The following is a 15,487-nucleotide window of genomic DNA, read 5'->3' on the forward strand; positions in this document are numbered from 1 at the left end:
AATCCTCTCTCGCCGACCACTTTAGAAAAGGCCAGCTTTCGAGCTGGTCTTTTTGCTTTTTCGCGTTCTACCCATCCCCCCGCCCTCATTAATGCCAGATACCCCAACCCTGCCTTTTGAGCCTTGATGTTGCTATCTGTCGTTACTGTCGCCCAGACACGACAGGAGGGTCATTTCATGTCTCTAAATGGAGACATATAGTTCTTTGTTTTTAAAGTAATTTATAAATAAAGCGCTAACTCGTCTCCTTAAGGAGACAAAAGCTTTTCGTGATGAAGGGAATGCCGGGGCATCTGAAAGGGTTACTTCGGTTATGCTAATACTATGAAACTACTAATATTAGCGGTTGGCTTAGTTTCTAAATGCAAACCTGGCATGCATTGTGCAATAATAAATTCGTAGATGCTCATTCCACTTCTTATGTTCGCTTAGGCTTCATAAACCCAGGAATGACGCAGAGCCGATTACGGTGCTTATCGTCCACCGACAGATGTCGCCCCGATGGGGTCTCATCCAACACCATGGACATAACGTTGAGTGAAGCACCACTTAGTTGTCAAACAGACCTGTTTTAACACCTGCCTTATGGCAGGTGTTTTTTTTTGCGTGCAGGAAAGGGAAGGCGGCAGAATGCCGCCTTAAATTATGGATTGGAATTGTTCTGCAGGGTCAGCAGCAGGCCATCACGGCGCATGGTTGCCGCTTCTTCAGGCTTGTGCAGTTTATCGAGAGAATCTGCCAGCCAGGCGTAATCATAAGCATCCGGACGTTGCTTAATGGCCTCACGGAATGCGTCGCTTGCCTGCTGCCATTCGCCATGTTTCATCAGCAACTGTCCCAGCGTGCTTTGCAGCAGAGGACGATCGCCCTGAGTTTTGATCTGCTGACGCAGGACTTTCTCTAACTGCTCCGGATTACCCGACTTCAGGCGCGGCATCAATAACACCAGGCGATCGTCGTACTGGCGCTTCAGCCCGTCGATGATTATCTCCTGCGCGGCATCATGATCGTCGCACTCGATGAGATGTTCGGCCATTGCCACCTGCAGCGTTGTCTGGTGACGCGTTTTCCGACTTTGATTCCGCCACCAGGCCTTCAGGCCATCGTTGCCCTGATCGGCCATCGCCTGATCCATGAGCCCGATCCAGGCCTGCTGCTGGAGTACTTCACGGTGGGCTTCATCGCCGATCTGCACTTTCTCCATTGCGGGTAGAATATCCAGCAGCGAACTCCACGCGCCGGTTCTCAAATAAGCCTGCTCGGCCAGACGAAGGACTTCAGGATGGCGAGGTGCGACCTCCAGAAGCTTATCAATGCCGTGGCGTGCCGCGTGGTTTTCATTACGTGCCAGCTGCAAACGAACGCGTGTGATTTCGACCGGGAGCTGATCGTTATCCGCCAGTTCGGCCGCGCGCTCAAGATGCTGATTGGCGCGAATCTCATCGCCGCGCTGTTGAGCTGCCTCTGCGGCAAGCAGATAGTTCACCACCGGCTGTTCAGCGTGGTCGGCATTCTTGCTCATCAGCTTCTCAACCTGCTGATAATCGCCTTCGGCCAGTTTTAGCAGTGCGGCTTTAGTTTGCTTACGGGCACGGCTGCGCTTGCGGCCCAGGAACCAACCGCGGGTACGGGCACCGGTACGGAAAATACGGCGCAATACCCATTCGATAGCAAACAGCACCACCATCGTCAGGATCAGAATAATGACCAGGCCGGTTACGCTGGTTTCAACGTTGTAGTTGTCGGTCTGGATTAACACGTAGCCCTGGTGACCTGCCAGTATTGGGCCCAGAACGATGCCTGCAATCAGCAGCAGGAAGAGCAATAAGACTTTAATCATGCTTATTCCCCCTGGCCTGCGGCAGGCGCAGGTTGTGCTGGCGCTGCCTCTGGCTGTGCGTTATCGATCGCAGGGCTTGCCGGCTGGGCAAGTAAATTGCGTACTCGGGTTTGCATCAGTTTTTCCAGCAGCGCCTGGCTTTGCAGCGTTTGCGGGATATCCATATGGATGCTTTGCTGGCTCAGGCCATCAAGCTCTTCAAGGAATGCTTTGGTGGCTGAATCATTCGTATCGTAATAGGCACGCACCCAGGTAGACACATTGTCCAGGGCCTGCTTGTAGGTATCTTCCTGATGGCGTGGTACAGCCTGCGCGGCGACCAGCAGGCGGGAGCGAATATTTTCGCGCAGGTAAATATCCTGATTCGGTGCCAGCAGCGGCACTGCAGTTTCATCGCGGCGGCGGATAGTGATAAAGCTATCCATAAAGCTATGCCAGCTTTTCACCAGGTTCTGACGCCATTCGGTAATCGTGCCTGACAGCTCGCCGCTGTCAGAATCCATCGGTGAATCATCGCTGTCGTTATCGGCAAGACGCAGGTTATCCAGGCCGTTAGAGAGCTGATTCAGCTTAAGAATAATCCCGTCGTAGTCGACCTGGGTCACCGTAGACAGCGTTGAAATATCATCCGTTAGCGCACGGCGAGCGGTGATTAGGCTCGGGTCGTTCATATCGGCCAGGCTGGCATCGGCGCTTTTTAACAGCGCCGCGGCTGTTGTAACGTCCTGATCGCTCCACAGCTTACGGCCCGCAAGCTTCACGAGGAAGTCAGCCTGTGCCAGCAGCCAGGTTTTCGAGTCACTGCCGGAAATTGTCGCGACCTTTTGCTGCACTTCATCTAACTGGTGCGCCAGGGCTGCCTGCTGCTTATTGGCATCGCTGAGTGCGGTAGCCTGCTGTTTCAGCGTGGCATCAAATTCGCTCTTCTGCGTTTCCTGCTGCTTCTGCAGGGCAATCAGCTGATTAGCCAGCGCATCGCTGGTCGCCGTCTGGGTTGATACCTGATGTTTGCCATAGCTATAAAGCCCGCCGCCTAACGCCAGAGCAATCGCAATGGCAATCGCTCCCAGCGCGATACCCGCCACGCCGGAACGATTTTTCTTCGTCGCTGGCTCGGGCTGCGATGGCGTCTCCACCGCGGGTGTGGTTTCCTCAACCATGGCGGAGGAGTTATTTTGTTCCGTCATTGTGGCGTCCTGTTATTGTTAGGTGTGTTGTAACGCACGTAGCAGCGCGTCATTGTCCGCATTCGCGGCGACCCGAATATTCTGCCAGCCCATTTCCCGGGCAAGGTCCGCTAAGCGCTCGCTGACAACCAGCAACCGGCAGCGAAGTAGCCAGTTTTCGCGATACCAGTCGGGCGTTAGCGTGTACAGCTGCTGCAGCATTTCACCGCTGGTGACCACCAGCGTCGAGATCCCTCGCGCATGCCAGCGGTTAGCTTCTTCTATTCCATCGTAAATAATAGCGCTTCGCTGATAACACTCACAGAAGCTGACCTCAGCGCCTCGCGCCTCGAGCGTTTCACCCAGCAGTTCACGCCCGCCGTTTCCACGCAAAATTAACGCGCGTTTGCCGGCAACATTCTGTAATTCAGGTAATTGTAGCAAGACTTCGCTGGTTTCCCGATCTTGTGGGTAACGAACGGGAATATGGCTGACGGTATGAAAAGCCAGCGCGGTTGTCCGGCCTATGGCAAACCAGCTTAGTTTATCCGGCCAGGGGATGCCGCTGCGGCGCAAAAGAGGGGCGGCATAGTCAATCACGTGCTGCGAAAGAACAAAGACCAGATCGCCGGGCGCAAGCGCCGCAAGCTGGGCCGGAAGCTGTGACAGCTGCCGACCGGGCGAGAACTCGATAAGCGGGAAGCTATACGCCACCTGCCCGAGTGCGCGCAGACGGCTCACTAACTCTTCCCCGGCAGGGGAGGGGCGGGTGACAAGGATCGTCATGCGGGAGCATCTCCATCATAAACGTCGGCGAGGATCTCGCGAGCACCGTTATCCAGCAGCTCTTCCGCCAGTGAAACGCCCATGGCTACGGCATCTTCCGGTTTACCACGGCGTTCGCCGCGTACCATCACGGAACCGTCAGGCGCGCCGACTAATGCGCGAAGCCAGAGTTCATCATCTTTCAGCTCGGCATAGCTACCGATTGGCACCTGGCAGCCGCCTTCAAGGCGCATATTCATCGCGCGTTCTGCGCTGACGCGAATGGCGGTTTCATGGTGATTCAGCGGAGCCAGCAGCGCTTTGGTGCGCTCATCGTCCAGGCGGCATTCAATGCCAACTGCGCCCTGACCGACGGCGGGCAGAGACACTTCCGGCGGCAGCGCGTGGCGAATGCGATCCTGCATCTCAAGGCGGTTTAGCCCGGCGACGGCAAGAATAATGGCATCGTATTCGCCCTTATCTAACTTACCCAAACGGGTACCGAGATTGCCGCGCAGGGAGCGAATCACTAAATCGGGGCGCTGTTCGGCTATCTGGCACTGGCGACGCAGGCTTGAAGTGCCCACGATACTGCCGGCCGGAAGCTCATCCAGCGTTTGGTAATGATTGGAGACAAAGGCGTCGCGGGGATCGTCACGCTCGCAGATGGTGACCAGCCCAAGACCTTCAGGGAATTCCACCGGGACATCCTTAAGCGAGTGCACGGCGATGTCCGCGCGCCCGTCCAGCATTGCCAGCTCCAGCTCTTTAACGAACAGTCCTTTACCGCCGACTTTGGCAAGCGGGGTATCCAGCAAAACGTCGCCGCGCGTGACCATGGGCACCAGCTCAACGGTGAGCTGCGGGTGGAAGGCTTCCAGGCGCTGCTTAACATAATGTGCTTGCCAGAGTGCAAGGGGACTTTGGCGAGTGGCAATTCTGAGTATATTGTCTAACATGCTTGTTACCGTAATTATCGTCCACCGACCATCCTACCACTCTTAGCGGAAGGCTGTCAGGTTCGGCGGTTTCTGCGGCAACAGAGGGACGTGATTCGTATTATGGAAGAAACAGCCTGTGGCCAGGGTCTCTACCACTTTGGTAGCGCATCTTTCTTTACGGTCAACAGGCAAGGTGTTAAATTGATCACGTTTCCAGCAATTGCTGTCCCGATCGTTTATAATAATGGGGACAACAACCAGGAAACGGGTTTTTTCGTAATACTGAAACCATCAGGCGATACGTCTTGTACCTCTATATTGAGACACTTAAACAGAGACTGGATGCCATCAACCAACTGCGCGTAGATCGTGCGCTTGCTGCTATGGGGCCTGCCTTTCAACAGGTCTACAGTCTACTGCCAACGTTATTACATTATCATCACCCGCTGATGCCAGGTTACCTTGACGGTAACGTTCCCTGTGGCATTTGCATCTACACGCCTGATGAAACCCAACGCCACTACCTGGACGAACTCGAACTGCAGCGCGGCATGCCGCCTCAGGAGACGCCAGCGGGCGAACTGCCGATCACCGGCCTCTATTCTATGGGAAGCACCTCCTCCGTGGGGCAGAGCTGCTCTTCTGACCTTGATATCTGGGTTTGTCACCAGTCCTGGCTCGATAATGACGAGCGCCAGCTGCTGCAGCGTAAATGCAGCCTGCTGGAAAGCTGGGCGGCGTCCCTTGGCGTCGAGGTTAGCTTCTTCCTGATCGATGAAAACCGCTTCCGCCACAACGAAAGCGGCAGCCTGGGCGGCGAAGACTGCGGTTCTACCCAGCACATCCTGCTGCTGGACGAGTTTTACCGTACGGCCGTGCGTCTGGCCGGGAAACGCATTCTGTGGAACATGGTCCCGGGCGATGAAGAAGAGCATTACGACGATTACGTAATGACCCTTTATGCTCAGGGCGTGCTGACGCCAAACGAGTGGCTGGATCTCGGTGGCTTAAGCTCCCTGTCCGCCGAAGAGTACTTTGGTGCCAGCCTGTGGCAGCTGTATAAAAGCATCGATTCGCCGTATAAGGCGGTGCTGAAAACGCTGTTGCTGGAAGCCTACTCCTGGGAATACCCGAACACCCGCCTGCTGGCTAAAGATATCAAGCAGCGCCTGCACGACGGCGAGATAGTCTCTTTTGGTCTCGACCCGTACTGCATGATGCTGGAGCGCGTTACCGAGTACCTGACGCAAATTGAAGATCATGCGCGCCTGGACCTGGTTCGCCGCTGTTTCTACCTGAAGGTCTGTGAAAAACTCTCGCGTGAGCGCACCTGTGTTGGCTGGCGTCGTGAAGTGTTGAGCCAGATGGTGAAAAGCTGGGGCTGGGACGATAGCCGCCTTGCGATGCTGGATAACCGGGCGAACTGGAAAATCGACCAGGTACGCGAAGCGCATAACGAGCTGCTCGATGCGATGATGCAGAGCTACCGCAACCTGATCCGCTTTGCGCGCCGCAACAACCTTAGCGTTTCGGCCAGCCCGCAGGACATCGGCGTGTTAACGCGTAAGTTGTACGCCGCGTTTGAAGCGTTGCCGGGCAAAGTCACGCTCGTTAACCCGCAAATTTCCCCGGATCTCTCTGAACCGAACCTGACCTTTATCCATGTGCCGCCTGGCCGAGCCAACCGCTCCGGCTGGTATCTCTACAATCGCGCGCCAAACATGGACTCCATCGTCAGCCATCAACCGCTGGAATATAACCGTTATCTTAATAAGCTGGTGGCATGGGCGTACTTTAACGGCCTGCTGACCTCGCGTACCCGCCTGTTTATTAAGGGCAACGGCATTTGTGACTTACCTAAGCTGCAGGAAATGGTGGCGGATGTTTCCCATCACTTCCCGCTGCGTCTCCCGGCCCCAACGCCGAAAGCGTTGTACAGCCCGTGCGAGATTCGCCATCTGGCGATTATCGTCAACCTCGAGTACGACCCGACGGCGGCCTTCCGCAATCAGGTGGTACACTTCGACTTCCGCAAGCTGGACGTGTTCAGCTTCGGTGAGCAGCAGCAGTGCCTGATTGGCAGCGTTGATCTGCTGTACCGCAACTCGTGGAATGAGGTGCGTACCCTGCACTTCAACGGCGAGCAGGCGATGATCGAAGCGTTAAAAACCATTCTCGGTAAAATGCACCAGGATGCAGCCCCGCCGGATAGCGTCGAGGTCTTCTGCTATAGCCAGCATCTGCGCGGCCTGATTCGTACTCGCGTGCAGCAGCTGGTGTCTGAATGCATCGAATTCCGCCTTTCCAGCACGCGTCAGGAACCGGGCCGCTTCAAAGCGCTGCGCGTTTCCGGCCAGACCTGGGGCCTGTTCTTTGAGCGGCTGAACGTCTCCGTGCAGAAGCTGGAAAACGCCGTTGAGTTCTATGGCGCGATTTCGCACAACAAGCTGCACGGCCTGTCGGTGCAGGTAGGCACCAACCAGGTTCAACTGCCGGCGGTGGTGGATGGCTTTGCCAGTGAAGGGATTATTCAGTTCTTCTTTGAAGAGGCCAGCGAAGATCAGGGCTTCAACATCTATATACTGGATGAGAGCAACCGCGCCGAGGTTTATCACCACTGCGAAGGCAGCAAAGAAGAGCTGGTGCGCGACGTTAGCCGCTTCTACTCCTCGTCCCACGATCGCTTTACCTACGGCTCAAGCTTCATTAACTTCAACCTGCCGCAGTTCTATCAGATTGTGAAGGTTGATGGCCGGATGCAGGTCATTCCGTTCCGCACCCAGTCAATGGCAACAGCCGCGCCGGTCAATCCGGACGATAACTCAGCGCCGCTGCTGCAGCAGTATCAGCAATAATCAGCGAAAGCTAACCGCTTCACCCGCCTGCTGCGTGCTGGCTTCTTCCAGCAATTGCCAAAACTCTGCGCCGCTACGGTCACAAATCCACTCGTCACCTTTCAGGTTGAAGTGATAACCGCCGCTTTTGGTTGCCAGCCACACCTGGTGTAACGGCTCCTGGCGATTGATGATGATTTTGCTGCCGTTTTCAAAGCTGATGGTCAGCACGCCGCCGTTGATCTCACAGTCAAGATCGCTATCGCCGTCCCAGTCATCCAGGCGCTCTTCGATAGTACGCCACAGGTTATCGGCTAAAAGGTGGAATTCGCTGTCGTTCATGTCTGCTTCCTGTTGAGATTTCAGGGCAGTATAAAAGCATCGCCGTCAATTAGAAACTGCCGCTCAGGCATCATCCAGATAGTGCACTAGCAAAGGAACGGCGTGCGGCGCGTTTTCAATAGCGATGCCGAAGGCGACTTTCCCGTCCCGCACCCAGCGGGCGATTTGTTCCTCTCTAGCAGGGGAGCCGGGGCGCGTCACGGTACAGCATTTTTCCGGGCCGAGTACGGCTACAGCAACGTCCAGCGCGGGACCAATGCCCGACTTAAATGCGCCGATAGTGTAATGAAGTTCGCCTCGCTTAACGTAATTTGCTGCATCAATGTCGCTCACCAACTGAGTGGTAAACCTGCCGGGCGCAGCCCGTTCGATTAAATTCTGCATTGCTTCACGTTCAAGACCCGTAATACCAATCCGTTTCATCTGCGTTACCTCATGAAAGACAACAGCATCAGCCTGGAGCAGTGAGGAGGCGGCGCCCGGCATTTTCCGAACGGAGGCCCCATAAGTAGCGTAAACCAGAGATTATTTTCTTGCCTGGTTTGCGGGAAGGCTATTTTCAGCGGTCTGGGTAACGAAGAGTATTGCTTTTCAGGGTTCACCTGCGATGATAGACGGCAGAATAGTGAATCACAGGCTACCCGATAATGAAGAAGATTTTCTGCCCTCTAGCTTTGGCACTGACGCTTGTAAGCCTTACCGGCTGTGGCCTGAAGGGGCCTCTTTATTTCCCTCCGGCCGATAAAAAAGCGACGCCGACGACCCATAGCGCAACCCCTGAAAAACCTGTCCAGACGGCACCGGTCCGCAACAGTCGCGGCATTGATGACGCACCGACTCAGGTTGTTTACTAGCTAAACCGTGCTTTGTAACCGCGCTAATGGAGCAGAAGATGCAGTTCTCTAAAATGCATGGCCTCGGTAATGACTTTATGGTCGTCGACGCGGTGACGCAGAATGTTTATTTCTCTCCGGAGCTGATCCGGCGCCTGGCGGATCGTCATCATGGCGTGGGTTTCGATCAGCTGCTGATCGTTGAGCCACCGTACGATCCCGATCTCGACTTCCATTACCGGATCTTTAACGCCGACGGCAGTGAAGTTTCCCAGTGTGGCAACGGCGCACGCTGTTTTGCCCGCTTTGTGCGCCTGAAAGGGCTGACCAATAAGCGTGAAATTCGCGTCAGCACCGCCAATGGCCGAATGGTTCTGAGCGTCACGGAAGATGAAACGGTGCGCGTCAACATGGGCGAGCCGAACTTCGAACCTTCTCAGGTACCGTTCCGGGCAAACAAAGCGGAAAAGACCTATATTATGCGTGCCGCCGAACAAACCATTATGTGCGGCGTGGTTTCAATGGGTAACCCGCACTGCGTGATTCAGGTCGATGACATCGAAACCGCCGCGGTAGAGACTTTGGGACCGGTGATGGAAGGCCATGAGCGCTTCCCGGAACGTGCCAACATCGGCTTTATGCAGGTGGTAAGCCGCGAACACATCCGACTGCGCGTTTATGAGCGCGGCGCGGGTGAAACCCAGGCCTGCGGCAGCGGCGCCTGTGGTGCAGTGGCGGTTGGCATTCAGCAAGGATTACTGGCGGAGCAGGTGCGGGTTGAACTGCCCGGCGGTCGCCTTGATATCGCCTGGAAAGGGCCCGGTTCACCGCTGTATATGACCGGCCCGGCGGCCCACGTCTATGATGGATTTATACATCTATGAAGAATGCCGAGGAACAGCAAGAAGCCCTTCTTGAGCTTAACGATCTCGCCGTTGCCGAATACTTACAGCGCAACCCCGATTTCTTTATTCGCAATGCCCACCAGGTGGAGAGCATGCAGGTTCCTCACCCGGTTCGCGGCACCGTTTCGCTGGTGGAATGGCATATGGCCCGCAGTCGTAACCATATCAACAACCTCGAAGAGAACATGACGTTGTTGATGGAGCAGGCGAGCGCCAACGAAGGCCTGTTCTACCGGCTGCTGAAGCTTCAGGGCCGGCTGGCCTCGGCTTCCAGCCTGCAGGAGATGCTGAACCGGCTGCACCGCTGGGCGCGGGAAATCGGGCTGGCGGGGGCGAATGTCCGGCTTTTTGCCGACCGCTGGCGCATCGGCGCTCCCTCGGACTTTACCCATCTGGCATTGAATCGTCAGGCCTTTGAGCCGCTGCGCATTCAGCGCCTTGGCGAAAGCCAGCACTATCTTGGCCCACTCAATGGCCCGGAGCTGTTGCTGGTCTTGCCGCAGGCGAAAGCGATTGGTTCCGTTGCTATGTCGCTGATGGGCAACGACGGCGATCTTGGCGTTCTGCTGTTTAGCAGCCGCGACCCGCAACACTATCAGCAGGGGCAGGGCACTCAGCTGCTGCACGAGCTTGCGCTGATGCTGCCCGATCTGCTGGAGCGCTGGGTTGAGCGTGCATGACCGCTTCCGTATTAACCTCTCACGTTGATGGCTTTCTTCGATATCTGAAGGTTGAGCGCCAGCTCAGCCCGCTCACTCTCCTGAACTACCGGCGCCAGCTCACGGCGATTATCCACATTGCCGAAGAGATGAAGCTCAGCGGCTGGCAGCAATGCGACGCCGCCGCCGTGCGTTCTCTGGCCGTGCGTAGCCGCAGAGCTGGCCTGCAGGCCTCCAGCCTGGCGCTAAGACTTTCAGCACTGCGCAGCTTTTTTGACTGGATGATCGGCCAGGGAGAGCTAAAGGCGAATCCGGCCAAAGGCATCACTACGCCAAAAGCTGGTCGTCACCTGCCGAAGAACATTGAAGTCGATGATGTAAACCATCTGCTGGACATCGATCTGAACGATCCGCTGGCGGTACGTGACCGTGCGATGCTGGAAGTCATGTACGGCGCAGGCCTGCGTCTTTCAGAACTGGTGAACATGAACTGTGGCCACCTCGATCTTTCGACCGGTGAAGTCTGGGTGATGGGGAAGGGCAGCAAAGAGCGCCGCGTACCCGTTGGGCGCAGTGCGGTCACCTGGGTTGAGCACTGGCTGGATCTGCGTGAGCTGTTTGGCCCGGACGATGATGCGCTCTTCCTGGCGAAGACGGGCAAACGAATATCCGCCCGCAACGTGCAAAAGCGGTTTGCTGAGTGGGGCATCAGGCAAGGGTTAAGCAGCCACGTACATCCGCATAAACTGCGCCACTCTTTTGCCACGCATATGCTGGAGTCCAGCGGCGATTTGCGCGCCGTTCAGGAGCTGCTCGGGCACGCCAATCTTTCCACCACCCAAATTTATACCCATCTCGACTTTCAACATTTAGCCTCGGTGTATGATGCCGCGCATCCACGCGCCAAACGGGGGAAATCGTAATGCATTTTTACCGCCCACTCGGGCAAATTGCCGCCCTGACCTTCGACCTCGACGATACGCTTTATGATAACCATCCGGTGATTATGCGTACCACTCAGGAGTCTCTGGCCTTTGTGCAGAGCTATCATCCGAAGCTTAGCGCCTTTACCGCACGGGACTTCCACCGCAGCCGGGAAGCGCTACGCCTGAAAGAGCCGGAAATCTATCATGACGTTACCGAATGGCGCCGTCGTGCCGTCGAGCAGATGATGCTGGATGCCGGGCTTAGCCCTGAAGAGGCTTTTTCCGGTGCCGACGCGGCGATGGAAAACTTTGCTCAGTGGCGTAGCCGCATCGACGTGCCGCAGGAAACGCACGACACGCTGGCAAAGCTTGCGAAGAAATGGCCGCTGGTGGCAATCACCAACGGTAACGCAGAGCCGCACCTGTTTGGGCTGGATAACTACTTTGAATTTATTCTTCGCGCCGGGCCAGATGGTCGCGCTAAACCCTTCAGCGATATGTACCATACCGCTGCCGAGCGCTTAGGCGTTCCGCTGGAGCAAATCCTGCACGTAGGTGATGACCTGACTACTGACGTAGCAGGTGCGGTGCGCTGCGGTATGCAGGCCTGCTGGATTAACCTGCGTGAGGGCGACCTGATGCAAATCGATGACAGCCGTTTGCTGCCGCATCTCGAGATTTCGCGGTTGGCATCCCTGACCGCGCTGATATAATCAACAATAATTCTGTATAAATCACCAGTGGTTGGCTGTGCCAACTCTTTCTCTTTTTCGGCGGTGCCAATGGACGTTTCTTACCTGCTCGACAGCCTCAACGATAAACAGCGCGAAGCGGTTGCCGCCACGCGCAGCAATATGCTGGTGCTGGCCGGGGCAGGCAGTGGTAAGACGCGCGTGCTTGTACATCGCATTGCGTGGCTGATGACGGTAGAAAACTGCTCGCCTTACTCCATCATGGCGGTGACCTTTACCAACAAAGCGGCGGCGGAAATGCGCCACCGTATTGGCCAACTGATGGGCACCAGCCAGGGCGGCATGTGGGTCGGCACCTTCCACGGCCTTGCGCACCGTCTGCTGCGCGCTCACCACATGGATGCAAACCTGCCGCAGGACTTCCAGATCCTCGACAGCGAAGATCAGCTGCGCCTGCTTAAGCGCCTGATTAAAGCCATGAACCTGGATGATAAGCAGTGGCCTGCGCGCCAGGCGATGTGGTACATCAACGGTAAAAAAGATGAAGGGCTGCGTCCGCACCACGTAGAAAGCTACGGTAATCCGGTGGAGCAAACCTGGCAGAAGGTTTACCAGGCCTATCAGGAAGCCTGTGACCGCGCCGGGCTGGTGGACTTTGCCGAGCTGCTGCTGCGCGCCCACGAGCTGTGGCTGAACAAGCCGCACATCCTGAATCATTACCGCGAGCGCTTCACCAATATCCTGGTGGACGAATTCCAGGATACCAACAGCATCCAGTATGCGTGGATACGCCTGCTGGCCGGAGATACCGGCAAAGTGATGATCGTGGGCGATGATGACCAGTCGATCTACGGCTGGCGTGGCGCTCAGGTAGAAAATATCCAGCGCTTCCTGAATGACTTCCCGGGGGCGCAAACTATCCGTCTGGAGCAAAACTACCGCTCGACGAACAACATTCTGAATGCGGCCAACGCCCTGATCGCCAATAACTCCGGCCGACTCGGCAAAGAGCTGTGGACCGACGGCAGCGACGGCGAGCCTATCTCAATCTATTGTGCGTTCAACGAGCTGGACGAAGCCCGCTTCGTGGTCAACCGTATTAAAACCTGGCAGGAAAACGGCGGCGCGCTGGAGCAGTGCGCCATTCTGTACCGCAGTAACGCCCAGTCGCGAGTGCTGGAGGAGGCGCTGCTGCAGGGAAGCATGCCTTACCGTATCTACGGCGGGATGCGCTTCTTTGAACGCCAGGAAATCAAAGATGCGCTCTCCTATTTGCGCCTGATGGCCAACCGCAACGACGATGCTGCCTTTGAGCGTGTGGTGAATACGCCAACCCGCGGTATCGGCGATCGCACGCTTGACGTGGTACGCCAGACTGCCCGCGACCAGCAACTAACGCTGTGGCAATCTTGCCGCCTGCTGCTGCAGGAAAAAGCGCTGGCCGGTCGTGCAGCTTCGGCCCTGCAGCGCTTTATGGAGCTGATTGATGCGCTCGCCCATGAAACGGCGGATATGCCGCTGCATGTCCAGACCGACCGGGTGATTAAAGATTCCGGGCTGTTCATGATGTATGAGCAGGAAAAAGGCGAGAAAGGCCAGACCCGCATTGAGAACTTAGAGGAACTGGTAACGGCAACGCGCCAGTTCAGCTACAACGACGAAGATGAAGATTTAATGCCGCTGCAGGCGTTTCTCTCCCACGCCGCGCTGGAAGCGGGTGAAGGGCAGGCGGACACCTGGCAGGATGCGGTGCAGCTGATGACCCTGCACTCGGCGAAAGGCCTCGAATTCCCGCAGGTGTTTATCGTGGGAATGGAAGAGGGCATGTTCCCGAGCCAGATGTCCCTCGACGAGGGCGGGCGCCTGGAAGAAGAACGCCGTCTGGCCTACGTCGGCGTAACCCGGGCGATGCAGAAGCTGACGCTGACCTACGCGGAAACACGTCGCCTGTACGGCAAAGAAGCCTACCATCGCCCCTCGCGCTTTATCGGCGAGCTGCCGGAAAACTGTGTGGAAGAGGTGCGTCTGCGCGCCAGCATCAGCCGCCCGGTCAGCCATCAGCGTATGGGCACGCCGATTGCGCAGAACGATTCGGGGTTTAGCCTGGGGCAGCGCGTACGTCATCCGAAATTTGGCGAAGGCACCATTGTGAATCTGGAAGGCAGCGGCGAGCACAGCCGTCTGCAGGTGGCGTTCCAGGGGCAGGGAATTAAGTGGCTGGTTGCCGCTTACGCTCGCTTAGAAACAGTGTAAGCTACAGAAAATAATCGCTATTTTCTGCGTGTACGCTACCCTTAATATGTCACTGGTATGAACTTGTTCAGCCGTGTCCCGTTGCGTGTTGACGCCATATTGGTGGTGGCGTAACATGCGCGCACGAATACGCTAAGAGGACACTCGCCTTGGACACACCCAGTAGATGCTGGCTCAATAACCTGTCATCCAGGTACAACTTCTAAGGCTATCCTCTAATGCTGATAGCCTTCGTGGTTGTCAGCGACCTCGTGTATTTTCATTCCGTCGCCCCTTGAGTCAGACTGTTTAATGGTCTGAAACCTCTATTGTTTCTGTCTGTGTGCCAACCGAATTGTCCCTGATCTTTTTTTGCATTGGGAGTCCCGGTCATGCTGAGCGCATTTCAACTGGAAAATAATCGCCTTGCCCGCCTTGAGCTGGACGAGACGGATACCCTTGCCAACTCGGTATGGGTCGATCTCGTCGAGCCGGAAGAGAGCGAGCGAGAGCGTGTGCAAACGGAACTTGGCCAAAGCCTGGCAACCCGACCAGAGCTGGAAGACATCGAGGCGTCCGCGCGTTTCTTCGAGGACGAAGACGGCCTTCACATCCACTCCTTTTTCTTCTTTGAAGATGCGGACGATCACGCGGGCAACAGCACGGTCGCTTTTACGATTCGTGAAGGCCGCCTTTATACGCTGCGTGAACGCGAACTGCCGGCATTTCGCCTCTATCGTATGCGTGCCCGTAATCAGTCGATGGTGGACGGTAACGCGTGGGAACTGCTGCTGGACCTGTTTGAAACCAAAATCGAACAGCTGGCGGATGAAATCGAAAACATCTATAGCGACCTGGAGCAGCTCAGCCGGGTGATCATGGAAGGGCATCAGGGCGACGAATACGATGCCGCGCTTTCGACGCTGGCAGAGCTGGAAGATATCGGCTGGAAAGTTCGCCTGTGCCTGATGGATACCCAGCGCGCGCTTAACTTCCTCGTGCGCAAAGCGCGTTTGCCGGGCAGCCAGCTGGAACAGGCTCGCGAAATTCTGCGAGATATCGAATCCCTGCTGCCGCATAACGAATCGCTGTTCCAGAAGGTTAACTTCCTGATGCAGGCGGCGATGGGCTTTATCAACATCGAGCAGAACCGCATCATCAAGATCTTCTCGGTGGTCTCGGTTGTCTTCCTGCCGCCGACGCTGGTGGCGTCCAGCTACGGGATGAACTTCGAGTTTATGCCTGAGCTGAAGTGGAGTTTTGGCTACCCCGGCGCGATTATCTTTATGATGCTCGCCGGCTTGGCGCCTTATCTCTACTTTAAGCGCAAAAACTGGTTGTAAGAGAAAAGG

15 protein-coding genes are annotated in these 15,487 nt (G+C 56.2%); 9 read left to right on the forward strand and 6 right to left on the reverse strand.

Annotated elements, in window-relative coordinates:
- Positions 1 to 643: 643 nt before the first annotated feature.
- Genes hemY through hemC form a run of 4 tightly spaced genes read right to left on the reverse strand, consistent with a single transcriptional unit; the run spans position 644 to position 4,730 of the window.
- Entirely contained in the window at positions 644 to 1,840 is a 1,197-nt protein-coding gene (hemY, locus tag ACE38U_RS20680; protein ID WP_038476905.1) for a protoheme IX biogenesis protein HemY, read from the reverse strand.
- Positions 1,841 to 1,842: 2 nt separating this feature from the next.
- Complete coding sequence (gene hemX / locus ACE38U_RS20685; RefSeq protein ID WP_038476903.1) at positions 1,843 to 3,027, reverse strand: uroporphyrinogen-III C-methyltransferase; 1,185 nt, start codon at positions 3,025 to 3,027, stop codon at positions 1,843 to 1,845.
- Between the two features lie 18 nt (positions 3,028 to 3,045).
- Complete coding sequence (hemD, locus tag ACE38U_RS20690) at positions 3,046 to 3,792, reverse strand: uroporphyrinogen-III synthase (RefSeq protein WP_176981793.1); 747 nt, start codon at positions 3,790 to 3,792, stop codon at positions 3,046 to 3,048.
- Positions 3,789 to 4,730 (reverse strand): hydroxymethylbilane synthase, encoded by a 942-nt coding sequence (gene hemC, locus ACE38U_RS20695; protein WP_375530464.1) that lies wholly within the window; start codon positions 4,728 to 4,730, stop codon positions 3,789 to 3,791. The genes hemD and hemC overlap by 4 nt, the downstream gene beginning before the upstream one ends.
- Positions 4,731 to 5,017: 287 nt before the next feature.
- On the opposite strand from hemC, the gene cyaA reads away from it, so the two are divergent.
- Positions 5,018 to 7,567 (forward strand): class I adenylate cyclase, encoded by a 2,550-nt coding sequence (gene cyaA / locus ACE38U_RS20700; protein ID WP_038476894.1) that lies wholly within the window; start codon positions 5,018 to 5,020, stop codon positions 7,565 to 7,567.
- Here cyaA and cyaY read toward each other — a convergent pair whose 3' ends face one another.
- Together cyaY and ACE38U_RS20710 are read right to left on the reverse strand one after the other, a co-directional pair.
- Positions 7,568 to 7,888 carry an iron donor protein CyaY gene (gene cyaY, locus ACE38U_RS20705; protein ID WP_038476891.1) on the reverse strand — a complete coding sequence of 107 codons (321 nt, stop codon included), beginning with the start codon at positions 7,886 to 7,888 and terminating at the stop codon, positions 7,568 to 7,570.
- Between the two features lie 63 nt (positions 7,889 to 7,951).
- Positions 7,952 to 8,311, reverse strand: coding sequence for a DUF2620 family protein (locus tag ACE38U_RS20710; RefSeq protein ID WP_038483034.1), 360 nt, complete (start codon positions 8,309 to 8,311; stop codon positions 7,952 to 7,954).
- A gap of 224 nt (positions 8,312 to 8,535) precedes the next feature.
- Here ACE38U_RS20710 and lptM point away from each other — a divergent pair, with 224 nt between their 5' ends.
- The 8 genes from lptM to corA all read left to right on the forward strand — a co-directional run bounded on the left by lptM (position 8,536) and on the right by corA (position 15,478).
- A complete protein-coding gene (lptM, locus tag ACE38U_RS20715) occupies positions 8,536 to 8,742 on the forward strand; it encodes an LPS translocon maturation chaperone LptM (protein ID WP_038476888.1) in 207 nt (68 codons plus the stop codon).
- 38 nt (positions 8,743 to 8,780) lie between these two features.
- A complete protein-coding gene (gene dapF, locus ACE38U_RS20720) occupies positions 8,781 to 9,605 on the forward strand; it encodes a diaminopimelate epimerase (protein WP_038476885.1) in 825 nt (274 codons plus the stop codon).
- Positions 9,602 to 10,306, forward strand: coding sequence for a DUF484 domain-containing protein (locus tag ACE38U_RS20725; RefSeq protein WP_038476882.1), 705 nt, complete (start codon positions 9,602 to 9,604; stop codon positions 10,304 to 10,306). The genes dapF and ACE38U_RS20725 overlap by 4 nt, the downstream gene beginning before the upstream one ends.
- Positions 10,303 to 11,208 (forward strand): tyrosine recombinase XerC, encoded by a 906-nt coding sequence (gene xerC, locus ACE38U_RS20730; RefSeq protein ID WP_038476879.1) that lies wholly within the window; start codon positions 10,303 to 10,305, stop codon positions 11,206 to 11,208. Before ACE38U_RS20725 ends, xerC begins: the two co-directional genes overlap by 4 nt.
- A complete protein-coding gene (yigB, locus tag ACE38U_RS20735; protein ID WP_375530465.1) occupies positions 11,208 to 11,924 on the forward strand; it encodes a 5-amino-6-(5-phospho-D-ribitylamino)uracil phosphatase YigB in 717 nt (238 codons plus the stop codon). Before xerC ends, yigB begins: the two co-directional genes overlap by 1 nt.
- Before the next feature lie 69 nt (positions 11,925 to 11,993).
- Positions 11,994 to 14,156, forward strand: coding sequence for a DNA helicase II (gene uvrD, locus ACE38U_RS20740; protein ID WP_176981788.1), 2,163 nt, complete (start codon positions 11,994 to 11,996; stop codon positions 14,154 to 14,156).
- Between the two features lie 149 nt (positions 14,157 to 14,305).
- Positions 14,306 to 14,362 carry a YsgD/CorL family protein gene (gene ysgD, locus ACE38U_RS20745; RefSeq protein ID WP_353591484.1) on the forward strand — a complete coding sequence of 19 codons (57 nt, stop codon included), beginning with the start codon at positions 14,306 to 14,308 and terminating at the stop codon, positions 14,360 to 14,362.
- Positions 14,363 to 14,527: 165 nt separating this feature from the next.
- Positions 14,528 to 15,478 carry a magnesium/cobalt transporter CorA gene (gene corA / locus ACE38U_RS20750; protein ID WP_038476870.1) on the forward strand — a complete coding sequence of 317 codons (951 nt, stop codon included), beginning with the start codon at positions 14,528 to 14,530 and terminating at the stop codon, positions 15,476 to 15,478.
- Positions 15,479 to 15,487 lie beyond the last annotated feature (9 nt).

Source organism: Cedecea selenatireducens (genome assembly GCF_042138895.1).
Classification (GTDB): Bacteria; Pseudomonadota; Gammaproteobacteria; order Enterobacterales; family Enterobacteriaceae; genus Cedecea; species Cedecea selenatireducens.